At 61.0% G+C, this 18,259-nt stretch carries 11 protein-coding genes; 5 read left to right on the top strand and 6 right to left on the bottom strand.

Annotation, left to right across the window (positions count from 1 at the left end):
* Positions 1-89 precede the first annotated feature (89 nt).
* From B0W55_RS20490 to B0W55_RS20480, 3 genes are all read right to left on the bottom strand, one after another.
* Positions 90-1,490 carry a PLP-dependent aminotransferase family protein gene (locus tag B0W55_RS20490; protein WP_077047740.1) on the bottom strand — a complete coding sequence of 467 codons (1,401 nt, stop codon included), beginning with the start codon at positions 1,488-1,490 and terminating at the stop codon, positions 90-92.
* A 67-nt stretch (positions 1,491-1,557) separates the two neighbouring features.
* The gene (locus B0W55_RS20485) at positions 1,558-3,024 is read right to left on the bottom strand and encodes a hypothetical protein (RefSeq protein WP_077047739.1); all 1,467 of its coding nucleotides are present in this window, start codon (positions 3,022-3,024) and stop codon (positions 1,558-1,560) included.
* A 569-nt stretch (positions 3,025-3,593) separates the two neighbouring features.
* On the bottom strand, positions 3,594-4,616 hold the full coding sequence (locus tag B0W55_RS20480) for a zinc-dependent alcohol dehydrogenase family protein (protein ID WP_077047738.1): 1,023 nt from the start codon (positions 4,614-4,616) through the stop codon (positions 3,594-3,596).
* A 270-nt stretch (positions 4,617-4,886) separates the two neighbouring features.
* Here B0W55_RS20480 and B0W55_RS20475 point away from each other — a divergent pair, with 270 nt between their 5' ends.
* Positions 4,887-5,804, top strand: a complete 918-nt coding sequence (locus B0W55_RS20475; protein WP_077047737.1) for a LysR family transcriptional regulator — start codon at positions 4,887-4,889, stop codon at positions 5,802-5,804.
* Positions 5,805-6,000: 196 nt separating this feature from the next.
* On the opposite strand, the gene B0W55_RS20470 is transcribed toward B0W55_RS20475, so the two are convergent.
* From B0W55_RS20470 to B0W55_RS20460, 3 genes are all read right to left on the bottom strand, one after another.
* Positions 6,001-7,449 carry an amidase gene (locus B0W55_RS20470; protein WP_175645532.1) on the bottom strand — a complete coding sequence of 483 codons (1,449 nt, stop codon included), beginning with the start codon at positions 7,447-7,449 and terminating at the stop codon, positions 6,001-6,003.
* A gap of 98 nt (positions 7,450-7,547) precedes the next feature.
* The gene (locus tag B0W55_RS20465; protein WP_077047735.1) at positions 7,548-8,879 is read right to left on the bottom strand and encodes an MFS transporter; all 1,332 of its coding nucleotides are present in this window, start codon (positions 8,877-8,879) and stop codon (positions 7,548-7,550) included.
* 316 nt (positions 8,880-9,195) lie between these two features.
* Positions 9,196-10,155, bottom strand: coding sequence for an AraC family transcriptional regulator (locus B0W55_RS20460; RefSeq protein WP_371807284.1), 960 nt, complete (start codon positions 10,153-10,155; stop codon positions 9,196-9,198).
* Positions 10,156-10,570: 415 nt separating this feature from the next.
* Here B0W55_RS20460 and B0W55_RS20455 point away from each other — a divergent pair, with 415 nt between their 5' ends.
* From B0W55_RS20455 to B0W55_RS20440, 4 genes are all read left to right on the top strand, one after another.
* Entirely contained in the window at positions 10,571-11,938 is a 1,368-nt protein-coding gene (locus tag B0W55_RS20455) for an OprD family porin (RefSeq protein WP_371807283.1), read from the top strand.
* 294 nt (positions 11,939-12,232) lie between these two features.
* Entirely contained in the window at positions 12,233-13,486 is a 1,254-nt protein-coding gene (mexE, locus tag B0W55_RS20450) for a multidrug efflux RND transporter periplasmic adaptor subunit MexE (protein ID WP_077047732.1), read from the top strand.
* Between the two features lie 15 nt (positions 13,487-13,501).
* The gene (locus B0W55_RS20445; RefSeq protein WP_077047731.1) at positions 13,502-16,693 is read left to right on the top strand and encodes an efflux RND transporter permease subunit; all 3,192 of its coding nucleotides are present in this window, start codon (positions 13,502-13,504) and stop codon (positions 16,691-16,693) included.
* A complete protein-coding gene (locus B0W55_RS20440; RefSeq protein WP_077047730.1) occupies positions 16,690-18,111 on the top strand; it encodes an efflux transporter outer membrane subunit in 1,422 nt (473 codons plus the stop codon). The genes B0W55_RS20445 and B0W55_RS20440 overlap by 4 nt, the downstream gene beginning before the upstream one ends.
* Positions 18,112-18,259: the final 148 nt, after the last annotated feature.

Here is an 18,259-nt window from a genome sequence, read left to right as displayed (position 1 = left end):
ATCGCAGTTTACTGGCAGTTTGACCGCGGCGCGACGTTATCGATCCCGGCGTCGGCCCCGCGCCCTGTTATAAATCTTCAGCCTGCCCTTCAGTCGATCGACGCCTGACGCAAAGCGTCGCCCAGCAAGCCCAGGGCACTGGCAAGGTCCTGGTCACTGCCGAAGCTGTGGCTGAGGCGCAAATGCTGCCCGTACAGGCCCTGCAGGCTGAACAGCTCACCCGGTGCGATCACCACCTGATGCTTGAGCAGATTCTGGAACACCCGACGCATGTCCACTCGCCGCAACGAGCGCAGCCACACCGTTGCGCCCCCTTGCGGTTCGATGAACTGCAAGGTTTCGCCCATGCGTTCGGACAGCAATTGGCTCATCTGCTCCTTGCTGTCGCGCAGCCGGCGCCGCAGCAATTGCAGGTGCTGATCGATGCGACCGTTGCTGTACAGACGGGCAATGGCTTTTTGGCGAATCGATGACAGGCGAAAGGCGCGCATCAGGAAATGCCGCTGCCATTCGCCGCTCAGATGGCGCGACAGCAGGTAACCGAAGGGCGCCTCGGGCCCGATGATTTTCTCGAAGGTGGAAAAAATCATCAGCCGCTGCGGCGCGAGCAGATCGCGAAAACGCGGGGCAGAAGCTTCGAAGCCAAGTTCGCCGTAACAGTCATTTTCCAGCACCCAACAGTCATGACGGTCCAGCAATTGCGCCACGGCCTGGCGATCGTCATTCGGCGGCTGGCTGCCGCTGGGCAGATTCAAGCCGGACGACAGCATCACCAGGCGCACCGATTCGGTTTCCAGCAGTTGCCTGAGCCGCTCATGATGCAGCCCGCCATCGGCGCGCAGTGGCCACTCGATCACCCGCACACCCGCAGCCTGAAACAGGCGCAGGATCACCCAGTCGCAAGGCGACTCGATGACCACGGTGGCGTCCTTCAGGCACAACACCGCAATCAGGATTTCCAGCACCCCGCGCAAATCCGCCCCTATGTACACGTCATCGGCGTGCCAGCAGCGCACCGGCGATGTGGTGTAGCGCGCCGCCAGGGCCATGCGCAGCTCCAGTTCGCCACAGGGTTGCGAATTGGGCTGTGGCTGGCGGGGGTACTGGCGCAACAGCTCGCGCTCTTGCAGCAGCAGGGGGCTGTCGATGGGTTGCAGCAGCGCCGGCTCGTCACTGCTGAGCACCAGCATGCCGGGGCGTCGAGCGTTGACGTACAGGCTTTCGAGCAGGTCATTGCCGTCGTACAGAGTGCTGATGGGCGGGGCCGGCAGCGCGTAATAACCCGACTTGGCCACCGAATACACCCGCCCTTCTTTCTCCAGCAGCGAATAGGCGTATTGAATGGTCGAGATCGATACGTTAAGGCGTTCTGCCAGATGGCGCAGCGACGGCAGGCGCACGTGGGCCTGGCCGGCGCTTTCGCCGATGACGCAGGTCAAGTAACGGTACACCGCCTGGTAGGCGAAATCGGTTTCACGGGGGCCTTTCATGGGGTCAGGCCATGGGTGGGGCGCCACGGATGACATGGCGTCGGGGCGACTGTCCAAACACACACTGTCAACGACCCGCTGACCGTTCCAGCGAAGTGTCGTCGTCCCCTTCCCTGTCCTGATCGCCGCTCGCCGACTCAACGCTCCTGGCCACGGTGATCGGCTTGGGCACCTTGCGGTAGAGCTTGGTAAGCAGGCTCACCGGCAGCCCGCTGACGTCCACCAGCCATTGCATGATCTGGTCGGCCACCGGGTGCCCCTGCATCGCCCGGTGCAAATCCGGCATCGCCACCAGCATGCCCGGATGGCAATGACGCAAAAAGGGCTCGAGCATCGCCGCCTTGTCGGTAAACGGCGCGAATAGCAGGCACACCATTTGTGCCTCGTTCAGGCCAAGGCTGCGATGCATCTCGGCCGAGGCCCGGGCCCGCAGTTCGGTGAGGGTCAACGGATTGCCGAAGGCCTCCACGGCTTGCTCGCACAGACGCTCCGGCAGTTGTTTGCGGCGCATCATGATCAGGGATTTTTGCAGGAATTCGCCGATACCGGCCTCATAGGTGCGGTTCTGCACAAAACAGGCCTGCAGGCCGCGCACGTGGGCCGACACCATCAGATTCACGTATTCGTTGTCTCGCAGCTGCACCGACAAATCATCGGCATGAAAGCCCAGGAACTCGGTGAGCAACGGCCAGCGCTCGTCCCTGCCACGCACCAGCATGTCGTGAATGTCGATCAGCGCTGCACGGCGGCAGGTCTCGAACTGCTCGGCCGGGCGCCATAGCGGCTGACTGCCCTCGCTGTAGAAGCGCTGATAACCCTGGGCGCCCAGTTCGTCCAGCAGCGGGAAAAGTGCGGTGTTGTCGTACTCACGGTGCCTGGAGACGTACAGTTCGGCCTTGGCAGCGGCACGGCGCAGCCCTTCCATGAACAGCTTCTGCTGACGCGGCGATTGGCAGGTGATCAACGCGTCGACGCCGTGGTTCCAGCGGGAAATCTGCCCGTAGAACTCGCCGGTGGCCAGGTAGCCGTCATCCCAAAGCTCCAATCCATCCCAATGCCGGCGATGCCCCAGCATCAACAGGTTGGTCCGATTGGTTTCACACCCGGCCGGGCTCATCTGGGCCCGGTGATCGAACGGCAGCACCTGACGGTTGTCGACCATCAGCACTTCCACCCGTGGGTCGTCGTAGAGAAACAGTGCATTGAAACTGCGATGGACGTTTTCCAGTGCCGTCGGATCGCTGGCGTTCAATCGCAAGGTCGCCACACGCAGACGGAACGTCGCCGGGGCGCGAGTCGCAATCGTCAATTGCGCGGCGCGCAGCAGCGCCAGGGTGTAGCAACTGTCACGGGAACCGGACTGGATCGCCAGTACCTTGAATTCGCCAATCCTTTCCATGCCCCCGGCGGCAACCCCAAGGCGCTGAATGAGCAACTGCAGTGCCGTGCGCTCGGCACGGGAAAAGAAACCCAACAATCGCTGCAATACTTGGTGATAGACATACTTCATGGCTTGGTCATGGATACTGGTCATCGTTATTTACCTGATACTCGTAAGTTCGTTACTGCACAAACAACTGCACGCACGGCGCAGGGAATGGCCGGAAGATGAATTGAAGATCGGGTTTTATTGCCGGATGCTAACACTTAAGTTTTCAGGTCAACATTGGCGGGGGTGCGCACCTTTGAGCACCCTTGGCACTGGCCGGGCGCGGTAAGGCCATGGGTTTAAAGGATTTTGGCGTTTGCAGGCAACGTCCTAGGAAACGTCTTACAGAGTCCCACGGACATTGAATACAGGAAATAAGGAAAGAAGTTGCAGACGAATGTTCTGCCACGACGTAAGAGAGCGCTTTTTTCTGAATAGACAGCCGCGCGGAGCATTGAAAAGTATCAAGTTGATACCCAACCATGACTCATTCCTTGAGATGAAAGTAATCATTCAATTATCAGTGCTTAGTTGCTGATTAGAAGCTACAGATCGAGAGCAAAAACCAGTTCAGTTGCTGAACCGTCCCATCGACAAGGCCAATGGGCGTCTCTTTGTGCGCACTGCACAAACAAAAAGTCCGTGCGGTGCACGGACTTTCGAGGGGGCGGGGATCAGGCCGGTTCGACCTGCAGGGCAACCCTTTCGCGGCAAGGGCATTCGCCCATGTAGCGATGCGCTTCGACGAACTCCGAGAACGGGAAGACCCGAGTCTGGAGCGGCAACAGAACGCGGTCGGCGGTCAGTTGGTTGATGTCACGCAAAGCCCGTTGCAATGCGACCTGATCCTGGATGATGCCCAGCTCCGGCTTGCCGGTGAAGTTACCGATGCAGTGAACGAAGAACTGAATGTTCTTCTGGAACGCCGCACAGGCCGGAAACGGTGTCTGGTTGCCGCCTTGCAGGCCGTACAACACCAGGCTGCCCCGTGGCGCCAGCACGTCGCCCAGCAGTGACATCTGCGGGCCGCCCAGGCCATCGAACACCACGTCCACGCCGCGGTTTTCGGTGATCTTGTTGACCCGCATCAGCAGGTCTTCTTCCTCGGTGACGATGACTTTCTCGGCACCCAGAGACAACAGGTATTCACGCTCGTCCGCCGACTTGGTCGCGGCAATCACCCGCACGCCCAGTGCCTTGCCCAATTGTACGAACGAAGGTCCGGAGCAGTGGCTGGCATCGGTGACCAGGGCAAATTGCCCGGGTTTGACCCGCGCCAGATCGATGTAGGCGAAATAGGCGATCAGCAGTGGCGTGTAATGCACGGCGGCCTGAACCGGCGTCAGCACATCCGGGTAACGGGTCAGCGCCGAGCGCGGCAGAATGATCTGCTCGCCATAGACCGGGTAGTCGTTCGGGCTTTCAGCCGGGAAGCTGGCCACCTTGTCACCGACCGACAGGTCATCGACCCCATCACCGACCGCGGTGACGACACCGGCCATTTCATGGCCCAGGCCTGAAGGCAGACGGGCATGGGAGGACGCCAGGTTCTGACGCCAGAGAATGTCGTACCAGCTGATGCCAATGGCTTCGACGCGCACCTGCACTTCGCCCGGAGCAGGCAGAGCCGCCGCATGCTCTTCGCATTTGAGCACCTCGGCTGGACCAAACTTGTGAAAACGGATCGTGCGGGACATCGCAAACCTCGCCAAAGAAACCTCTAATGCCCTGAACTCTAGCTGGGCTTTGAACCCAACACTATCAGTGACTATTAATAGTCGACATGCCTGTCATTGATTCCGCGTTAGCGGCAACATTCTGCAGTGTCGTAAGAAATCGAAGCTGTGTTTGTAGGAAAAGTTCAATTACTCGGTGCAGAGTACCAGCCTTTGCCCGTAATATTCCTGCTGGCCATTGTTCTCATATGGCCGCTCACGTCAAGTTTGCTGACCCTGCCAGGACTCCAGATGAATCGTAATGACCTGCGTCGTGTCGACCTGAACCTGTTAATCGTATTCGAAACCCTGATGCACGAACGCAGTGTCACCCGTGCTGCAGAGAAGCTGTTCCTCGGCCAACCTGCCATCAGCGCGGCGCTATCACGCCTGCGCGGACTGTTCGATGATCCCCTGTTCGTCCGCACTGGCCGCAGCATGGAGCCCTCGGCGCGGGCCGTGGAAATCTTCGCCCTGCTGTCTCCGGCGCTGGATTCGATTTCCACCGCCGTGAGCCGGGCGGCGGACTTCGACCCGGCCACCAGTAATGCGGTGTTCCGGATCGGCCTGTCCGATGACGTGGAGTTCGCCCTGCTGCCCATGCTGCTCAAGCGCCTGCGCGCCGAGTCGCCGGGGATCGTGCTGGTGGTGCGGCGGGTCAACTACATCCTGATGCCGGGCCTGCTCGCGTCGGGGGAGATTTCCATCGGTGTCAGCTACACCACCGATCTGCCGGCCAACGCCAAGCGCAAAGTGCTGCGCCGCAGCTCGCCCAAGCTGCTGCGCGCCGACAGCGTTCCCGGGGCCTTGAGCCTCGATGACTTCTGCGCACGGCCCCATGCACTGGTGTCTTTTGCCGGTGACCTCAGTGGCTTTATAGATGAAGAACTGGAAAAGCTGGGGCGCAAACGGCATGTGGTCCTGGCCGTGCCGCAGTTCAACGGTCTGAGCACACTGCTCAGCGGCACCGATATCGTCGCCACCGTGCCCGACTATACCGCCGATGCGTTGACGGCGGCCGGCGGGGTGCGCGCTGAAGACCCACCCCTGCCGGTGCGCAGCTTTGAATTGCACATGGCGTGGCGCGGGTCCCAGGACAATGACCCGGGTGAGCGTTGGTTGCGGTCGCGGATTCAGATGTTCTTCGGGGATCCGGACAGCTTGGCCTGATTCTGGCTGTTGTAGCGAACCGGATGGCCTCTTCGCGAGCAAGCCCGCTCCCACCTTGAGTCTGCAGTGAGCACAGATTTTGTGCATGACAGACATCCATTGTGGGAGCGGGCTTGCTCGCGAAGGGGCCGGGACATTCAACATCCCTGCCGCCAGACACACGCCTCACAAGCGATCCCCCACCGAGCACCTTCAGTCAAATCCGGTCATGCAAGTCAGGCATCCTCACCTCACGCTCAATGATCGCCCCGGCGACCAACAGGCGCTGCTCGCGATAACTATCGGCAACTAGTTGAACACCCACCGGCAGTCCATCCACGACGCCCGTTGGTACGTTCAAGCCAGGCAAACACAGCGCAGCAACGGTAATCAGCGGGCTCTGATCCACCAGCACCCCTTTCATGTCCTCGGTTGTGCCCAGGTCCTCACCCCACTTCATCGGCAATCGGCAGGACGTCGGCATCAGGATCAACGGGTAACGGCTCAGGAATTCATTCCACTTGCGCCGCAGATCATCGCGCCGCGCAATGGCCAGGGCATAGCCTTGCAGGTCGATATCCGGCGCCCCCGCCGCCATGTTGTCCACGGCGCGCAGGATCGTCCCATCGCCCATGGCCCGAACACCGGCGTACATCCCCAGTCGGGCTTCGGTCATGACAATCGATTGCCAGATTTCCACGCCTTCGATCATGCCCGGCGGCGTCGCACGTTCCACTCTGTAGCCCGCCGCCTCGAGGATGTGCGCAGCGTCGTTCAGGGCCTTCTTGATCGCCGGCGCCAGTGAACTGCCCGCAATCTCATCCACCAGTGCCACCCGAACGGCGGCCAGGTCATCCGGGTAGTCCATTTGCGCAGGCACCCACATGGGATCGCGGCGATCGGCGCTGGCCATGGCTGACAACCCCAGGCGCAGGTCGCGCATGCTCCGTGCCAGCGGGCCTTGAGCGGACATGGTCTGCAACCCCAGGTAACGAAGGCCGGTGGTGGGGTGAAAGGCCGGAATCCGCCCGGGCGTGGCGCGCAAACCGGCCACGCCATTGACATACGCCGGATAGCGAATGGAGCCGGCAATATCAGTACCGTGGGCCAGTGCGCACATGCCCGCCGCCACCGAAACCCCTGCCCCGCCACTGGAACCGCCCGATGTCACCGCGTCGCTCCAGGGGTTGAGCGTACGGCCGTGCAACGGGTTTTCAGTGAACCAGCGGAAGGAAAACGGCGGTGTGTTGGTGCGCCCGACGTTGATCGCGCCTGCCTTGCGAAGATTGCTCACCACCGTGCTGTCGCCCGGTGCGATGCGTTCGGCGAACGCGGGCACGCCGTTGGTGGTGGCTTCGCCTTCCACGTCGACATTGAGCTTGATCGTGACCGGAACACCGTGCAGCAATCCGAGGTTTTCGCCCCGCCGAACCTGGCTGTCCGCCGCGTCCGCCGCCAGCCAGGCCCGTTCCCGATCGGCAAAGACAATGGCGTTGAGGCGCGGGTTGAGCGCGTCGGTTCGCTCGAAACTGCTGCTCAGCGCCTCGCGGCTGGAGATCGTGCCCAGGCGAATGTGCGCCGCCACATCCACGGCGTCCCAGCGCCAGATCTGCGTGGGCAACTCGGCTGCGGCCGTGATGGCCTCGTCTTTCATCGGGTGAGTCATCAATTAACACTCCATTGAGGTGGAAACGCGGCAACACGTGTCCCGACATTGCTTGAACGTCATCGGTGGGGGTTCAGGGTGGCGCCGTTTTTTTGGGTTCAGACCGTTTGGGTCGTGGCCTGCGACTTGGCCCTGCCGTTACGCTGACGCACGAAGCACATGGCCAGCGCAGCCACGCAGCCGGGTATGGCGAAGACGATGAAGTTCAGATGCAGCGGCAACTGGATGCTGACCAGCACGCCACCGAGTATCGGGCCGCTGATGGCGCCGCTGCGACCGATCCCGGAAATCCAGCCCAGGCCCGTGCTACGGATGCCCATTGGGAAAAACTCCGCGACGCAGGAGTACGCGAGTATCTGCGTGCCGATGGTGGTGGCGCCGGCGATGAAGACAAGTGCATGGAGCATGGCGGTCGGGCTGTTGAAACCCAGCAGGCTGATCGAGGCAGCCGCCAGCAGAAAAAACACGATCAGCACCCTGCGCAAGCCCAGGCGATCCCCCAGCCAGCCGCCACCGACAGCCCCGAAAATCGCCCCGACGTTCATCAGCAGCAGAAAGCTCAGGCTCGACCCCAGGCCGTAACCGGCGCTGATCATCAGTTTCGGCAGCCAGGAGTTCAGGGCGTAGATCATCAGCAGGCAGCAGAAGAACACCAGGCACAACATCAACGTGCCGATGGCCCGACCGTCACGGAACAACTGAACAACCGGCGCGCCGGTGGCCTTGAGCACAGGCGCGATCAATTCATCGCCCGGCAACGAGACAAAGGTCGGCTCGACACGATGCAGGATCGCCCGGGCTTGCGCTTCATGGCCCTGGCGGATCATGAAACCCACGGATTCGGGCAGATAACGCAGGATCAGCGGCAACAGCAGCAGCGGGATCGCCGCCACGTAAAACACCGACTGCCAGCCGAAACTCGGCAACAGGACGATGCCCAGCCCCGAAGACAGAATCCCGCCCACGGAATAGCCGCTGAACATGATCGCCACCAGCGTGCCGCGGATTTTCTTCGGCGCGTATTCACTCATCAGCGCCACGACATTGGGCATCACGCCGCCGATGCCCAGCCCCGCCATGAACCGGCACAGACCAAACTCGGTGGTGTCCCGCGCCAGGCCGTTGAGCAGCGTGAAGCCGCTGAACAGAATCACACACACCGCAATGATCCACTTGCGCCCGACCCGGTCTGACAGCGACCCAAAAATAATCGCCCCCAGCATCGCTCCGAACAGCGCATAACTGCCCAAGGCACCCGCCTGCAGCGGGGTAAGCCCCCAGTCTTTCATCAATGCCGGCAGCACAACCCCGTAAATCACCAGGTCGTAACCGTCGAAGATGATGATCAGCGCACACCAGAACAGCACTTGCCAATGAAAGGCATTGAAACGCGCCCGGTCGATGACCTCATTGATGTCGATTTTTCGCATGACACTCACTCTTCTTGTTGTTTTCAGGCAACTCAAGGGTAAGTTCGGGGGTGCGCAGCCTATATCCGCTGATCGCAGGTCTTTATCCGTTTTTTACGGATTGAAGGAAGATTGCGAGTAAATGTGGGGTATCAGACAGCCAGCGTCATCGTTAACGTCCATCGCGAGCAGGCTCGCTCCCACAGCGGGCGGTGGTACCCACAAGTGGGAGCTGGCCTGCCAGCGATGGCGGAGTGTCAGGCAATACACCAATGACTGACACGCCGCCTTCGCGAGCAAGCCCGCTCCCACAGTGAATCGGGTACAGCTTCGGGGCTTACTGCCGGCGCTTCAGGGTTTCCGTGGGCAATTCACCAAACTGCCTGCGGTAGATCTCGGAAAACCGCCCCAAATGCAGAAAACCGTAATCCATCGCCAACTCAGTGATATTGCGATAGCCGCAAGTAGGATCACTGAGACACGCATGCACCCGTTCCAGTTTTTTCTGCCGGATGTACCGATTGGGCGTGAGCCCCACCGTGCGCTCGAACAACCCGTACAGCGAGCGCGGGCTCATGTGGGCCCGGCGTGCCAGTTCGTCGCCGCACAGGTCCTCCTTGAGGTTTTGTCGGATGTACTCGGCAATCTGCTCGAAGGTGGCCAGGGATGCGTTGAGTTCCGGGCGAGTCAGGTTGGTGCGCAGCATCAGCAGCAGCTTGCTGGCGACAATCTGCATGTAATGCTCATGGATCCGCGGCATCGACGCGGATGCCTCAGCCTCGGCGCACACCATGCGCAACAGATCGAAAAAACCCTCGAGCTCACTTATCCGATAGCACGATTCGACAAATCGCAGGCCCTGGCCAGGGGTGCCCCAGCGCTGGTCGCGGCAAATCGACGCCATCACCGACGTCGGAATTTTCAGGATGAACTTTTCGCAATCGGCCGACCCCGTGAGGTCGACGCGGTCATCGGGATTGATGATCAGCAGTTCCCCGGCACCCAGGTAATGCTCCTGCTTGTAGTTGCGCCACAGACAATGCCCGCGCAACAGCAGTTGCAAGTGATAAAAGTTTTCCAGCGCGGGAGAGGTAACTCGCACATCGGAGCCATAGCTGATACGGCACAAGTCCAGATTGGCGAACTTGCGGTGCAACAAGTTCGATACCAGCGCTTGGGATCGGGAGAGATGAATGCTATGGCTGCCCAGGTGTTCGTTGACATAACCCGACACCGCATAAGGGTCAGCGAGGTTGAACACTGCGCTTTGTTGATTTGAAAGTAGCTGTTCCACCATCACTCAGTACTCTGCTCGTCGACCGGGTACACCGTTGTTACTGAAGTTCCACCTCGAGCCCACTGGCGTCAAGCGCCGGCCCGACGACCGATTGCACAAACCGCCCAACGGCTGCGTCCCGCCTTATACACCCCTTCCCCTACTTCCAACCTCAACCCCTGATCGGTTCGTGGAAACAGGATAGCGATCTGCAGAAACTGGATACTGCCGGCCCGGTGCCGGGCTTAATTTCGATTCAACGAATCATCATCAGTACCGGAGACCGCCATCTAAATATCGCCCTCATCAAACAGCGTCTTTCAACTTAACCATCAACCTTCTACTGCATCCCTCCTGCCCTGACCGAGGCAGTTGGCAACGCTTTGCCTGCAACCGACCCGTACGTCCCAATAAAAATAAATATGGCGGAAAGAATATGAAAACCAATCTTGTGCATTGCAGTACAAGTTCGGCGCATTGGCACCCTCTGAACTTGATGGGCCTGTTGGCATTATCTTGCGCACTGCCCCTGACCGCATCTGCGGCCGGTTTTGTCGAAGACTCCAAAGCCACCCTGGAACTGCGCAACTATTACTTCAACCAGGATTATCGCAGTGGTATGGCCGCGCCTTCGAAGCAGGAAGAATGGGGCCAGGGCTTTATCCTCAACTACACCTCCGGTTTTACCCAGGGACCGGTCGGTTTCGGCCTGGATGCCCTGGGCATGCTCGGCATTCGCCTGGACTCGGGCAAAGGCACCCACTACAACCCCAACAGCACCAACCAGGCGGGGTTCGTCTTCCCCACCGACAAGGATGGCCGCGCCGTCAATGACTTCAGCAGCCTTGGGCTGACGGCCAAGGTGCGCTTTGCCAAGACCGAAGCCAAACTTGGCACCCTGCGCCCCAGAATGCCCATCCTGACCCTCAACGACGGTCGCCTGTTGCCGGAAACCTTCGAGGGCATGCAGGTCACCTCACAGGATTTCGACAACATCACCCTCACCGGCGGCAAGGTCGAAAAGGTCAAAAGCCGTACCTCGTCCAACAATGAAAACCTGGCGATTTCCGGTGCCGGCGGCGCCTCGGGCAAGCGCAGCAACAAGTTCTACTTCGCCGGTATCGACTACAAGCTCAACCCGAACCTGTTGTTGCAGTACTACTACGGCGGCCTGGAAAACTTCTACCAGCAACATTTTGTCGGCATGGTGCACACCCTGGCCTTGCCGGTGGGCAACCTCAAGAGCGACCTGCGCTTCTTCGACAGCAGCCCGGATGGCCGCAACGGCAGTCAGGCCGGCCGGCAGGAGGGTTATCGCAGCACCGGTTATCACAATGATGGCAAGGTCGATAACCGCGCCCTGGCGGGCATGTTCACCTACACCGTGGGGCCTCACTCCATTGGCCTTGGCTACCAGTCGTTGAGCGGGTCCAGCGACTTTCCCTTCGTCAATCAGGGCGATGGCTCAGCGACCTACCTGATCACCGACCGGCAAACCGGTGCCCGCTTCCAGCACGCGGGCGAAGACACTTGGGTGGCGCAATATGGCTTCAACTTCGCAGCCGTTGGCATACCGGGGCTGACCACTCTGATGACGTATCAGCGCGGTGACCATGTGAAGAGCGACCTGGGGGATCAGCATGAATGGGAGCGCAACCTTCATTTCACTTACGCTTTCCAGAGCCCGGTGTTCAAGGGGTTAAGTGTGTCGCTTCGCAATGCGACGTTGCGCAGTACGGTGCCCAATCAGCGGGATATTGATGAGAATCGGGTTTACATCACTTATACCCGCGATCTGTTTTAACAATGCTCCAGCGGTGGGGTGATTCAGGCAGCCCGTGTAATCGTTGACGTCCATCGCGAGCCTGCTCGCTCCTACAGGGGCTCGCTCGCGTATCAGGCGCACGACTATTGCAGCCGTGGAACAACTGAATTTCACTCAGCGCCATTGATTGCGCCCCAATGAAAGGCGCACGCTAGAGAGCTGCCCAGGGTCTTATATCATTCCGAATGATAGTTACCTTCGCCTCATTCGATTCGTTAGATACCCCCCCGCCGAGCATCATTCGCCCATCTCAATACATTGGCGGATGCATCCATGGAACAGTCATTCAAACATTTGCGCTTCCCCCTGGCTCTATTGGCCATGGTGGTGATCAGCGCGTGCGGCAAGGCGCCAGTTACCGCCGCCGCCCCGCCAGCCGCCAAGGTCAGCGTGGCCAAGGTGCTGGAGCAGCCAGTCAACGAATGGGACGAGTTCACCGGGCGCCTTGAAGCGCCGGAAACCGTAGAGATCCGTCCACGGGTGTCGGGCCAGATCGACGAAGTGGCCTTCACCGAAGGCGCATTGGTCAAGAAAGGCGACCTGCTGTTCCAGATCGACCCACGTCCTTTCCAGGCCGAGGTCCGCCGCCTCGAATCCCTGGTGACCCAGGCCCGCGCCAGTGCCACCCGCAGCGAAAACGAAGCCCAGCGCGGTGAACGCCTGCGCACCAGCAACGCGATTTCCGCGGAACTGGCCGATTCGCGCACCAGCGCTGCCCAGGAAGCCCGCGCTGCCGTCGGCGCCCTTCAGGCTCAGCTGGACCTGGCCAAACTCAACCTGAGCTTCACCCGCGTCACCGCCCCGATCAGCGGCCGGGTCAGCCGTGCCGAAATCACTGCCGGCAACCTGGTGACCGCCGACACCACCGCGCTGACCAGCGTGGTCTCCACCGACAAGGTCTACGCCTACTTCGACGCCGACGAGCGTGTGTTCCTCAAGTACACCCAACTCGCTCGCCAGGGCAAACGCGGTGCCACCACCCCGGTGTACATGGGCCTGTCCAACGAAGACGGCAACCCGCACCTGGGCCAGATGAACTTCGTCGACAACCAGGTCAACCCGAAAACCGGCACCATCCGTGGTCGCGCCGTGTTCGACAACAGCGACGGCAGCTACACCCCGGGCCTGTATGCACGCCTGAAACTGGTGGGCAGCGGCACCTACAACGCCATGCTGATCAACGATGAAGCGGTCGGCACCGACCTGGGCAAGAAGTTCGTGCTGGTGATGGATGCCGACAACAAGGCCGCCTATCGCGCCGTCGAGTTGGGCCCGAAAATCGAAGGCCTGCGTATCGTGCGCAGCGGCCTGAACAAGGACGACACCATCGTCGTCAAGGGCCTGCAGCGAGTGCGCCCCGGCTCGCCGGTGACCCCTGAAGTGATCCCGATGGCCAGCGAGCAAACCCTCGCGGCCCTGGCCCAACAACGACAAGCGCTGGAAGCCAGCAACCTGCCTCAAGTCGCACCTGCCAAGGTCGCGCCGGGCACGGCTGTGAAACTGGCTGCTGCGACCCCACGCGGTTAAGGGATAACGACTCCGATGAATTTCTCCCAATTCTTCATTTCACGGCCGATCTTCGCAGCGGTGCTATCGCTGCTGATCCTGATCGCCGGCGCCATCTCGCTGTTCCAGTTGCCGATCAGCGAATACCCGGAAGTGGTGCCACCGACGGTGGTGGTGCGTGCCAACTTCCCCGGCGCCAACCCGAAAGTCATCGGTGAAACCGTGGCCGCTCCCCTGGAGCAGGCCATCACCGGCGTCGAGAACATGCTGTACATGTCCTCGCAGTCGACCGCCGACGGCAAGATCACCCTGACCATCACCTTCGCCCTGGGCACCGACCTGGACAACGCGCAGGTGCAGGTGCAGAACCGCGTGACCCGGACCGAGCCGAAACTTCCAGAAGAAGTGACGCGCATCGGTATCACCGTGGACAAGGCGTCGCCCGACCTGACCATGGTTGTGCACTTGACCTCGCCGGACAAACGCTACGACATGCTCTACCTGTCCAACTATGCCTTGCTCAACATCAAGGATGAGCTGGCGCGTCTGGGCGGTGTCGGTGATGTGCAGTTGTTCGGCATGGGCGACTACTCCCTGCGGGTGTGGCTCGATCCGAACAAGACCGCTTCGCGCAACCTGACCGCGACTGACGTGGTGACCGCGATCCGCGAGCAGAACCGTCAGGTGGCCGCCGGCGCCCTGGGTGCGCCCCCTGCCCCGAATGCCCAAAGCTTTCAGTTGTCGGTCAACACTCAGGGCCGTCTGGTGTCCGAGGAAGAGTTCGAGAACATCATCATTCGCTCCGGTGAAGACGGTGAAATCACTCGCCTCAAAGACATCGCTCGCGTTGAACTGGGTTCCAGCCAATACGCCCTGCGTTCGTTGCTGAACAACCAGCCGGCCGTGGCGATCCCGATCTTCCAGCGCCCTGGCTCCAATGCCATCGACATCTCCAACCAGGTTCGGGCGAAGATGGATGAGCTGAAGAAAGGCTTCCCGCAAGGCATGGACTACAGCATCGTCTATGACCCGACGATCTTCGTGCGCGGCTCCATCGAGGCGGTGGTTCACACCCTGTTCGAAGCGCTGATCCTCGTGGTGCTGGTGGTGATCCTGTTCCTGCAGACCTGGCGCGCTTCGATCATCCCGTTGGTGGCGGTGCCGGTATCCTTGATCGGTACCTTTGCGGTGATGCACCTGTTCGGCTTCTCGCTCAACGCCCTGTCGCTGTTCGGCCTGGTATTGGCGATCGGTATCGTGGTGGACGATGCGATCGTGGTGGTGGAGAACGTCGAGCGAAACATCGAGCTGGGGCTCAACCCCTTCGATGCAACCAAAAAGGCCATGGGTGAAGTGACCGGCCCGATCATTGCCACGGCGCTGGTGCTGTGTGCGGTGTTCATCCCGGCGGCGTTCATCTCCGGTCTCACCGGTCAGTTCTACAAGCAGTTCGCCTTGACCATCGCGATTTCGACGGTGATCTCGGCCTTCAACTCCCTGACCCTGTCGCCGGCACTGGCCGCGGTATTGCTCAAGGGCCACGACGCGCCGAAAGACCGTTTCTCGAGGGTTCTCGACAAGATTTTCGGTGGCTGGCTGTTCCGTCCGTTCAACCGCTTCTTTGAAAAGGCCAGCCATGGCTACGTGGGCACCGTCGGCCGTGTGATCCGCAGCAGCGGTATCGCCCTGTTGCTGTACGCAGGCCTGATGGTCCTGACTTTCTTCGGTTTCTCCAGCACCCCGACCGGTTTCGTGCCCGGCCAGGACAAGCAGTACCTGGTAGCGTTCGCGCAGTTGCCCGATGCCGCGAGCCTGGACCGCACCGAAGACGTGATCAAGCGCATGTCCGACCTGGCCCTGAAACAACCTGGCGTGGAAAGTGCGGTGGCCTTCCCGGGCCTGTCGATCAACGGTTTCACCAACAGCCCGAACGCCGGCATCGTGTTCGTGACCTTGAAGCCTTTCGAGGAGCGTAAAGACCCGAGCATGTCCGCTGGCGCGATTGCCGGTGCCTTGAACGGCCAGTACGCCGGAATCCAGGAAGCCTACATGGCGATCTTCCCGCCACCTCCGGTACAAGGCCTGGGCACCATCGGCGGTTTCCGCCTGCAGATCGAAGACCGGGGCAACCTGGGCTACGAAGAGCTGTACAAGGAAACCATGAACGTTATCGCCAAGAGCCATAACGTTCCGGAACTGGCCAACCTGTTCACCAGCTACACCGTGAACGTGCCCCAGGTCGATGCCGCCATCGACCGGGAAAAGGCCAAGACCCACGGCGTGGCCGTCAGCGACATCTTCGACACCCTGCAGATCTACCTGGGTTCGCTGTATGCCAACGACTTCAACCGCTTCGGTCGCACCTATCAGGTCAACGTTCAGGCCGAGCAACAGTTCCGTCTGGAATCGGATCAGATCGGGCAGTTGAAAGTGCGCAACAACAAGGGCGAGATGATCCCGCTGGCGACCTTCATCAAGGTCAGCGACACCTCGGGCCCCGATCGCGTCTCGCACTACAACGGCTTCGTCACCGCGGAAATCAACGGTGCCGCAGCCCCGGGCTACAGCTCTGGCCAGGCGGAAAAAGCCATCGAGAAACTGCTCAAGGAAGAACTTCCGAACGGCATGACCTATGAATGGACCGACCTGACCTACCAGCAGATCCTGTCCGGCAACACCGCGCTGTTCGTGTTCCCGCTCTGCGTACTGCTGGCGTTCCTGGTGCTCGCGGCACAGTACGAAAGCTGGAGCCTGCCACTGGCGGTGATCCTGATCGTACCGATGACCCTGCTGTCGGCCATTACCGGGGTAATCGTGTCCGGTGGCGACAACAACATCTTTACCCAGATCGGCTTGATCGTACTGGTGGGGCTTGCCTGTAAGAACGCGATCCTGATCGTCGAGTTCGCCAAGGATAAACAGCAGGAAGGCCTGAGCCCGCTGGCTGCGGTACTGGAAGCGTGCCGCCTGCGTCTGCGGCCGATCCTGATGACCTCTTTCGCGTTCATCATGGGTGTGGTGCCACTGGTGTTCTCCAGCGGTGCCGGTGCCGAGATGCGTCATGCCATGGGTGTGGCGGTGTTCTCCGGGATGCTCGGGGTGACCTTCTTCGGTCTGTTGCTGACGCCGGTGTTCTACGTACTGATTCGTAACTTCGTCGAGCGCGGTGAAGCGCGCAAAGCGGCCAAGGCTTTGAAAACCGGTTCGCCAGTGGAGTCGCATCAATGAGTTTGAAAGCTTTCCTGCCGAGCCTGCTGGTGCTGGCGCTGAGCGCCTGTGCCGTCGGCCCGGACTACAAGACCCCGGCCACCGAGCCTGCGAACATCACCACGGCCACCGACGGTGCCGCCGGCCAGAAGAACTTCGACCGTTCGCGCTTCGAAGGTGTGTGGTGGCAGCAATTCGAAGACCCGACCCTCAACCAGTTGGTCACCGAGTCGCTCAAGGGCAACCGTGACCTGCGCGTCGCCTTCGCCCGCTGGAAAGCGGCGCGGGCGATCCGCGACGACGTCAGCAACGACGCCATGCCGACCATCACCAGCCGTGCCAGCAGTGACTTGGGCAAGGGCCAGATCCCTGGCCAGACCACTGACCGGGTCAACAGCGAACGCTATGACCTGGGCCTGGACATGGCCTGGGAGCTGGACCTGTTCGGCCGTATCCAGCGCAACCTGGAATCGGCCAACGCCGAGCAACAGGCCTTCGAGGCGGATCTGTATCAGCTGCAAGTGACGATGATTGCCGAACTGGTGGATGCCTACGGGCAACTGCGCGGCGCGCAACTGCGGGAAAAGATCGCGCTGGCCAACCTGAACAACCAGCAGGAGTCGCGCAAGATCACCATCAGTCTGCGTGATGCCGGCGTTGGCGATCAGCTCGATGTCGAGCGTGCCGATGCGCGCCTGGCCTCGGTCGAAGCCAGCGTGCCGCAATTGCAGGCGGAACAGGTGCGGCAGAAAAACCGCATCGCCACCCTGCTGGGCGAGCGTCCGGACAAGTTGACCGTGGACCTGAGCCCCAAAGACTTGCCGGCGATTGCCAAGGCCTTGCCGATCGGTGATCCGGGCGAGCTGCTGCAACGCCGTCCGGACATCCTCAGCGCTGAACGCAAACTGGCGTCGGCCACGGCGCGGATCGGCGTGGCCAAGGCGGATCTGTTCCCTCGGGTCAGCCTCAGCGGCTTCCTGGGCTGGACGGCCGGGCGCGGCTCGCAGATCGGTTCCTCGGCGGCCAACGCCTGGGCACTGGGCCCGAGCATCACCTGGGCGGCGTTTGATCTGGGCAGCGTGCGTGCCCGTCTGCGTGGTGCCGACGCCGATGCCGAAGGCGCCCTGGCGACCTATGAGCAGCAAGTGTTACTGGCGCTGGAAGAATCGGAAAACGCCTTTAGCGACTACAACAAGCGCCAACAGCGGTTGATTTCGCTGATCCGTCAGAGTGAGTCCAGCCGGTCGGCGGCCAACCTGGCTGAGATCCGCTACCGCGAAGGCACGGCGGACTTCCTGGTCCTGCTCGACGCCCAGCGCGAACGCCTGGCCGCCGAAGACACCCAGGCCCAGGCCGAGATCGAGCTGTATCGCGGCATCGTCGCCATCTACAAAGCCTTGGGTGGCGGTTGGCAACCGGAGACCGTCGCCAGCCAGTAACCCCCAGGTTTAACCGAGCTCCTTTGGTTGGCCGCAACCAACCAAATTCCTTGCCCCGCGCCCCCTTCGGTCGCGGGGCTTTTTTTCGCCCGAATCCTGAACTCACCACAAAACACTGTGGGAGCGGGCTTGCTCGCGAAGGCGGAGT

The organism is Pseudomonas sp. KK4 (genome assembly GCF_001984065.1).
In the GTDB taxonomy this organism is placed as follows: domain Bacteria; phylum Pseudomonadota; class Gammaproteobacteria; order Pseudomonadales; family Pseudomonadaceae; genus Aquipseudomonas.
This window is presented reverse-complemented; position numbering and strand designations above follow the sequence as displayed.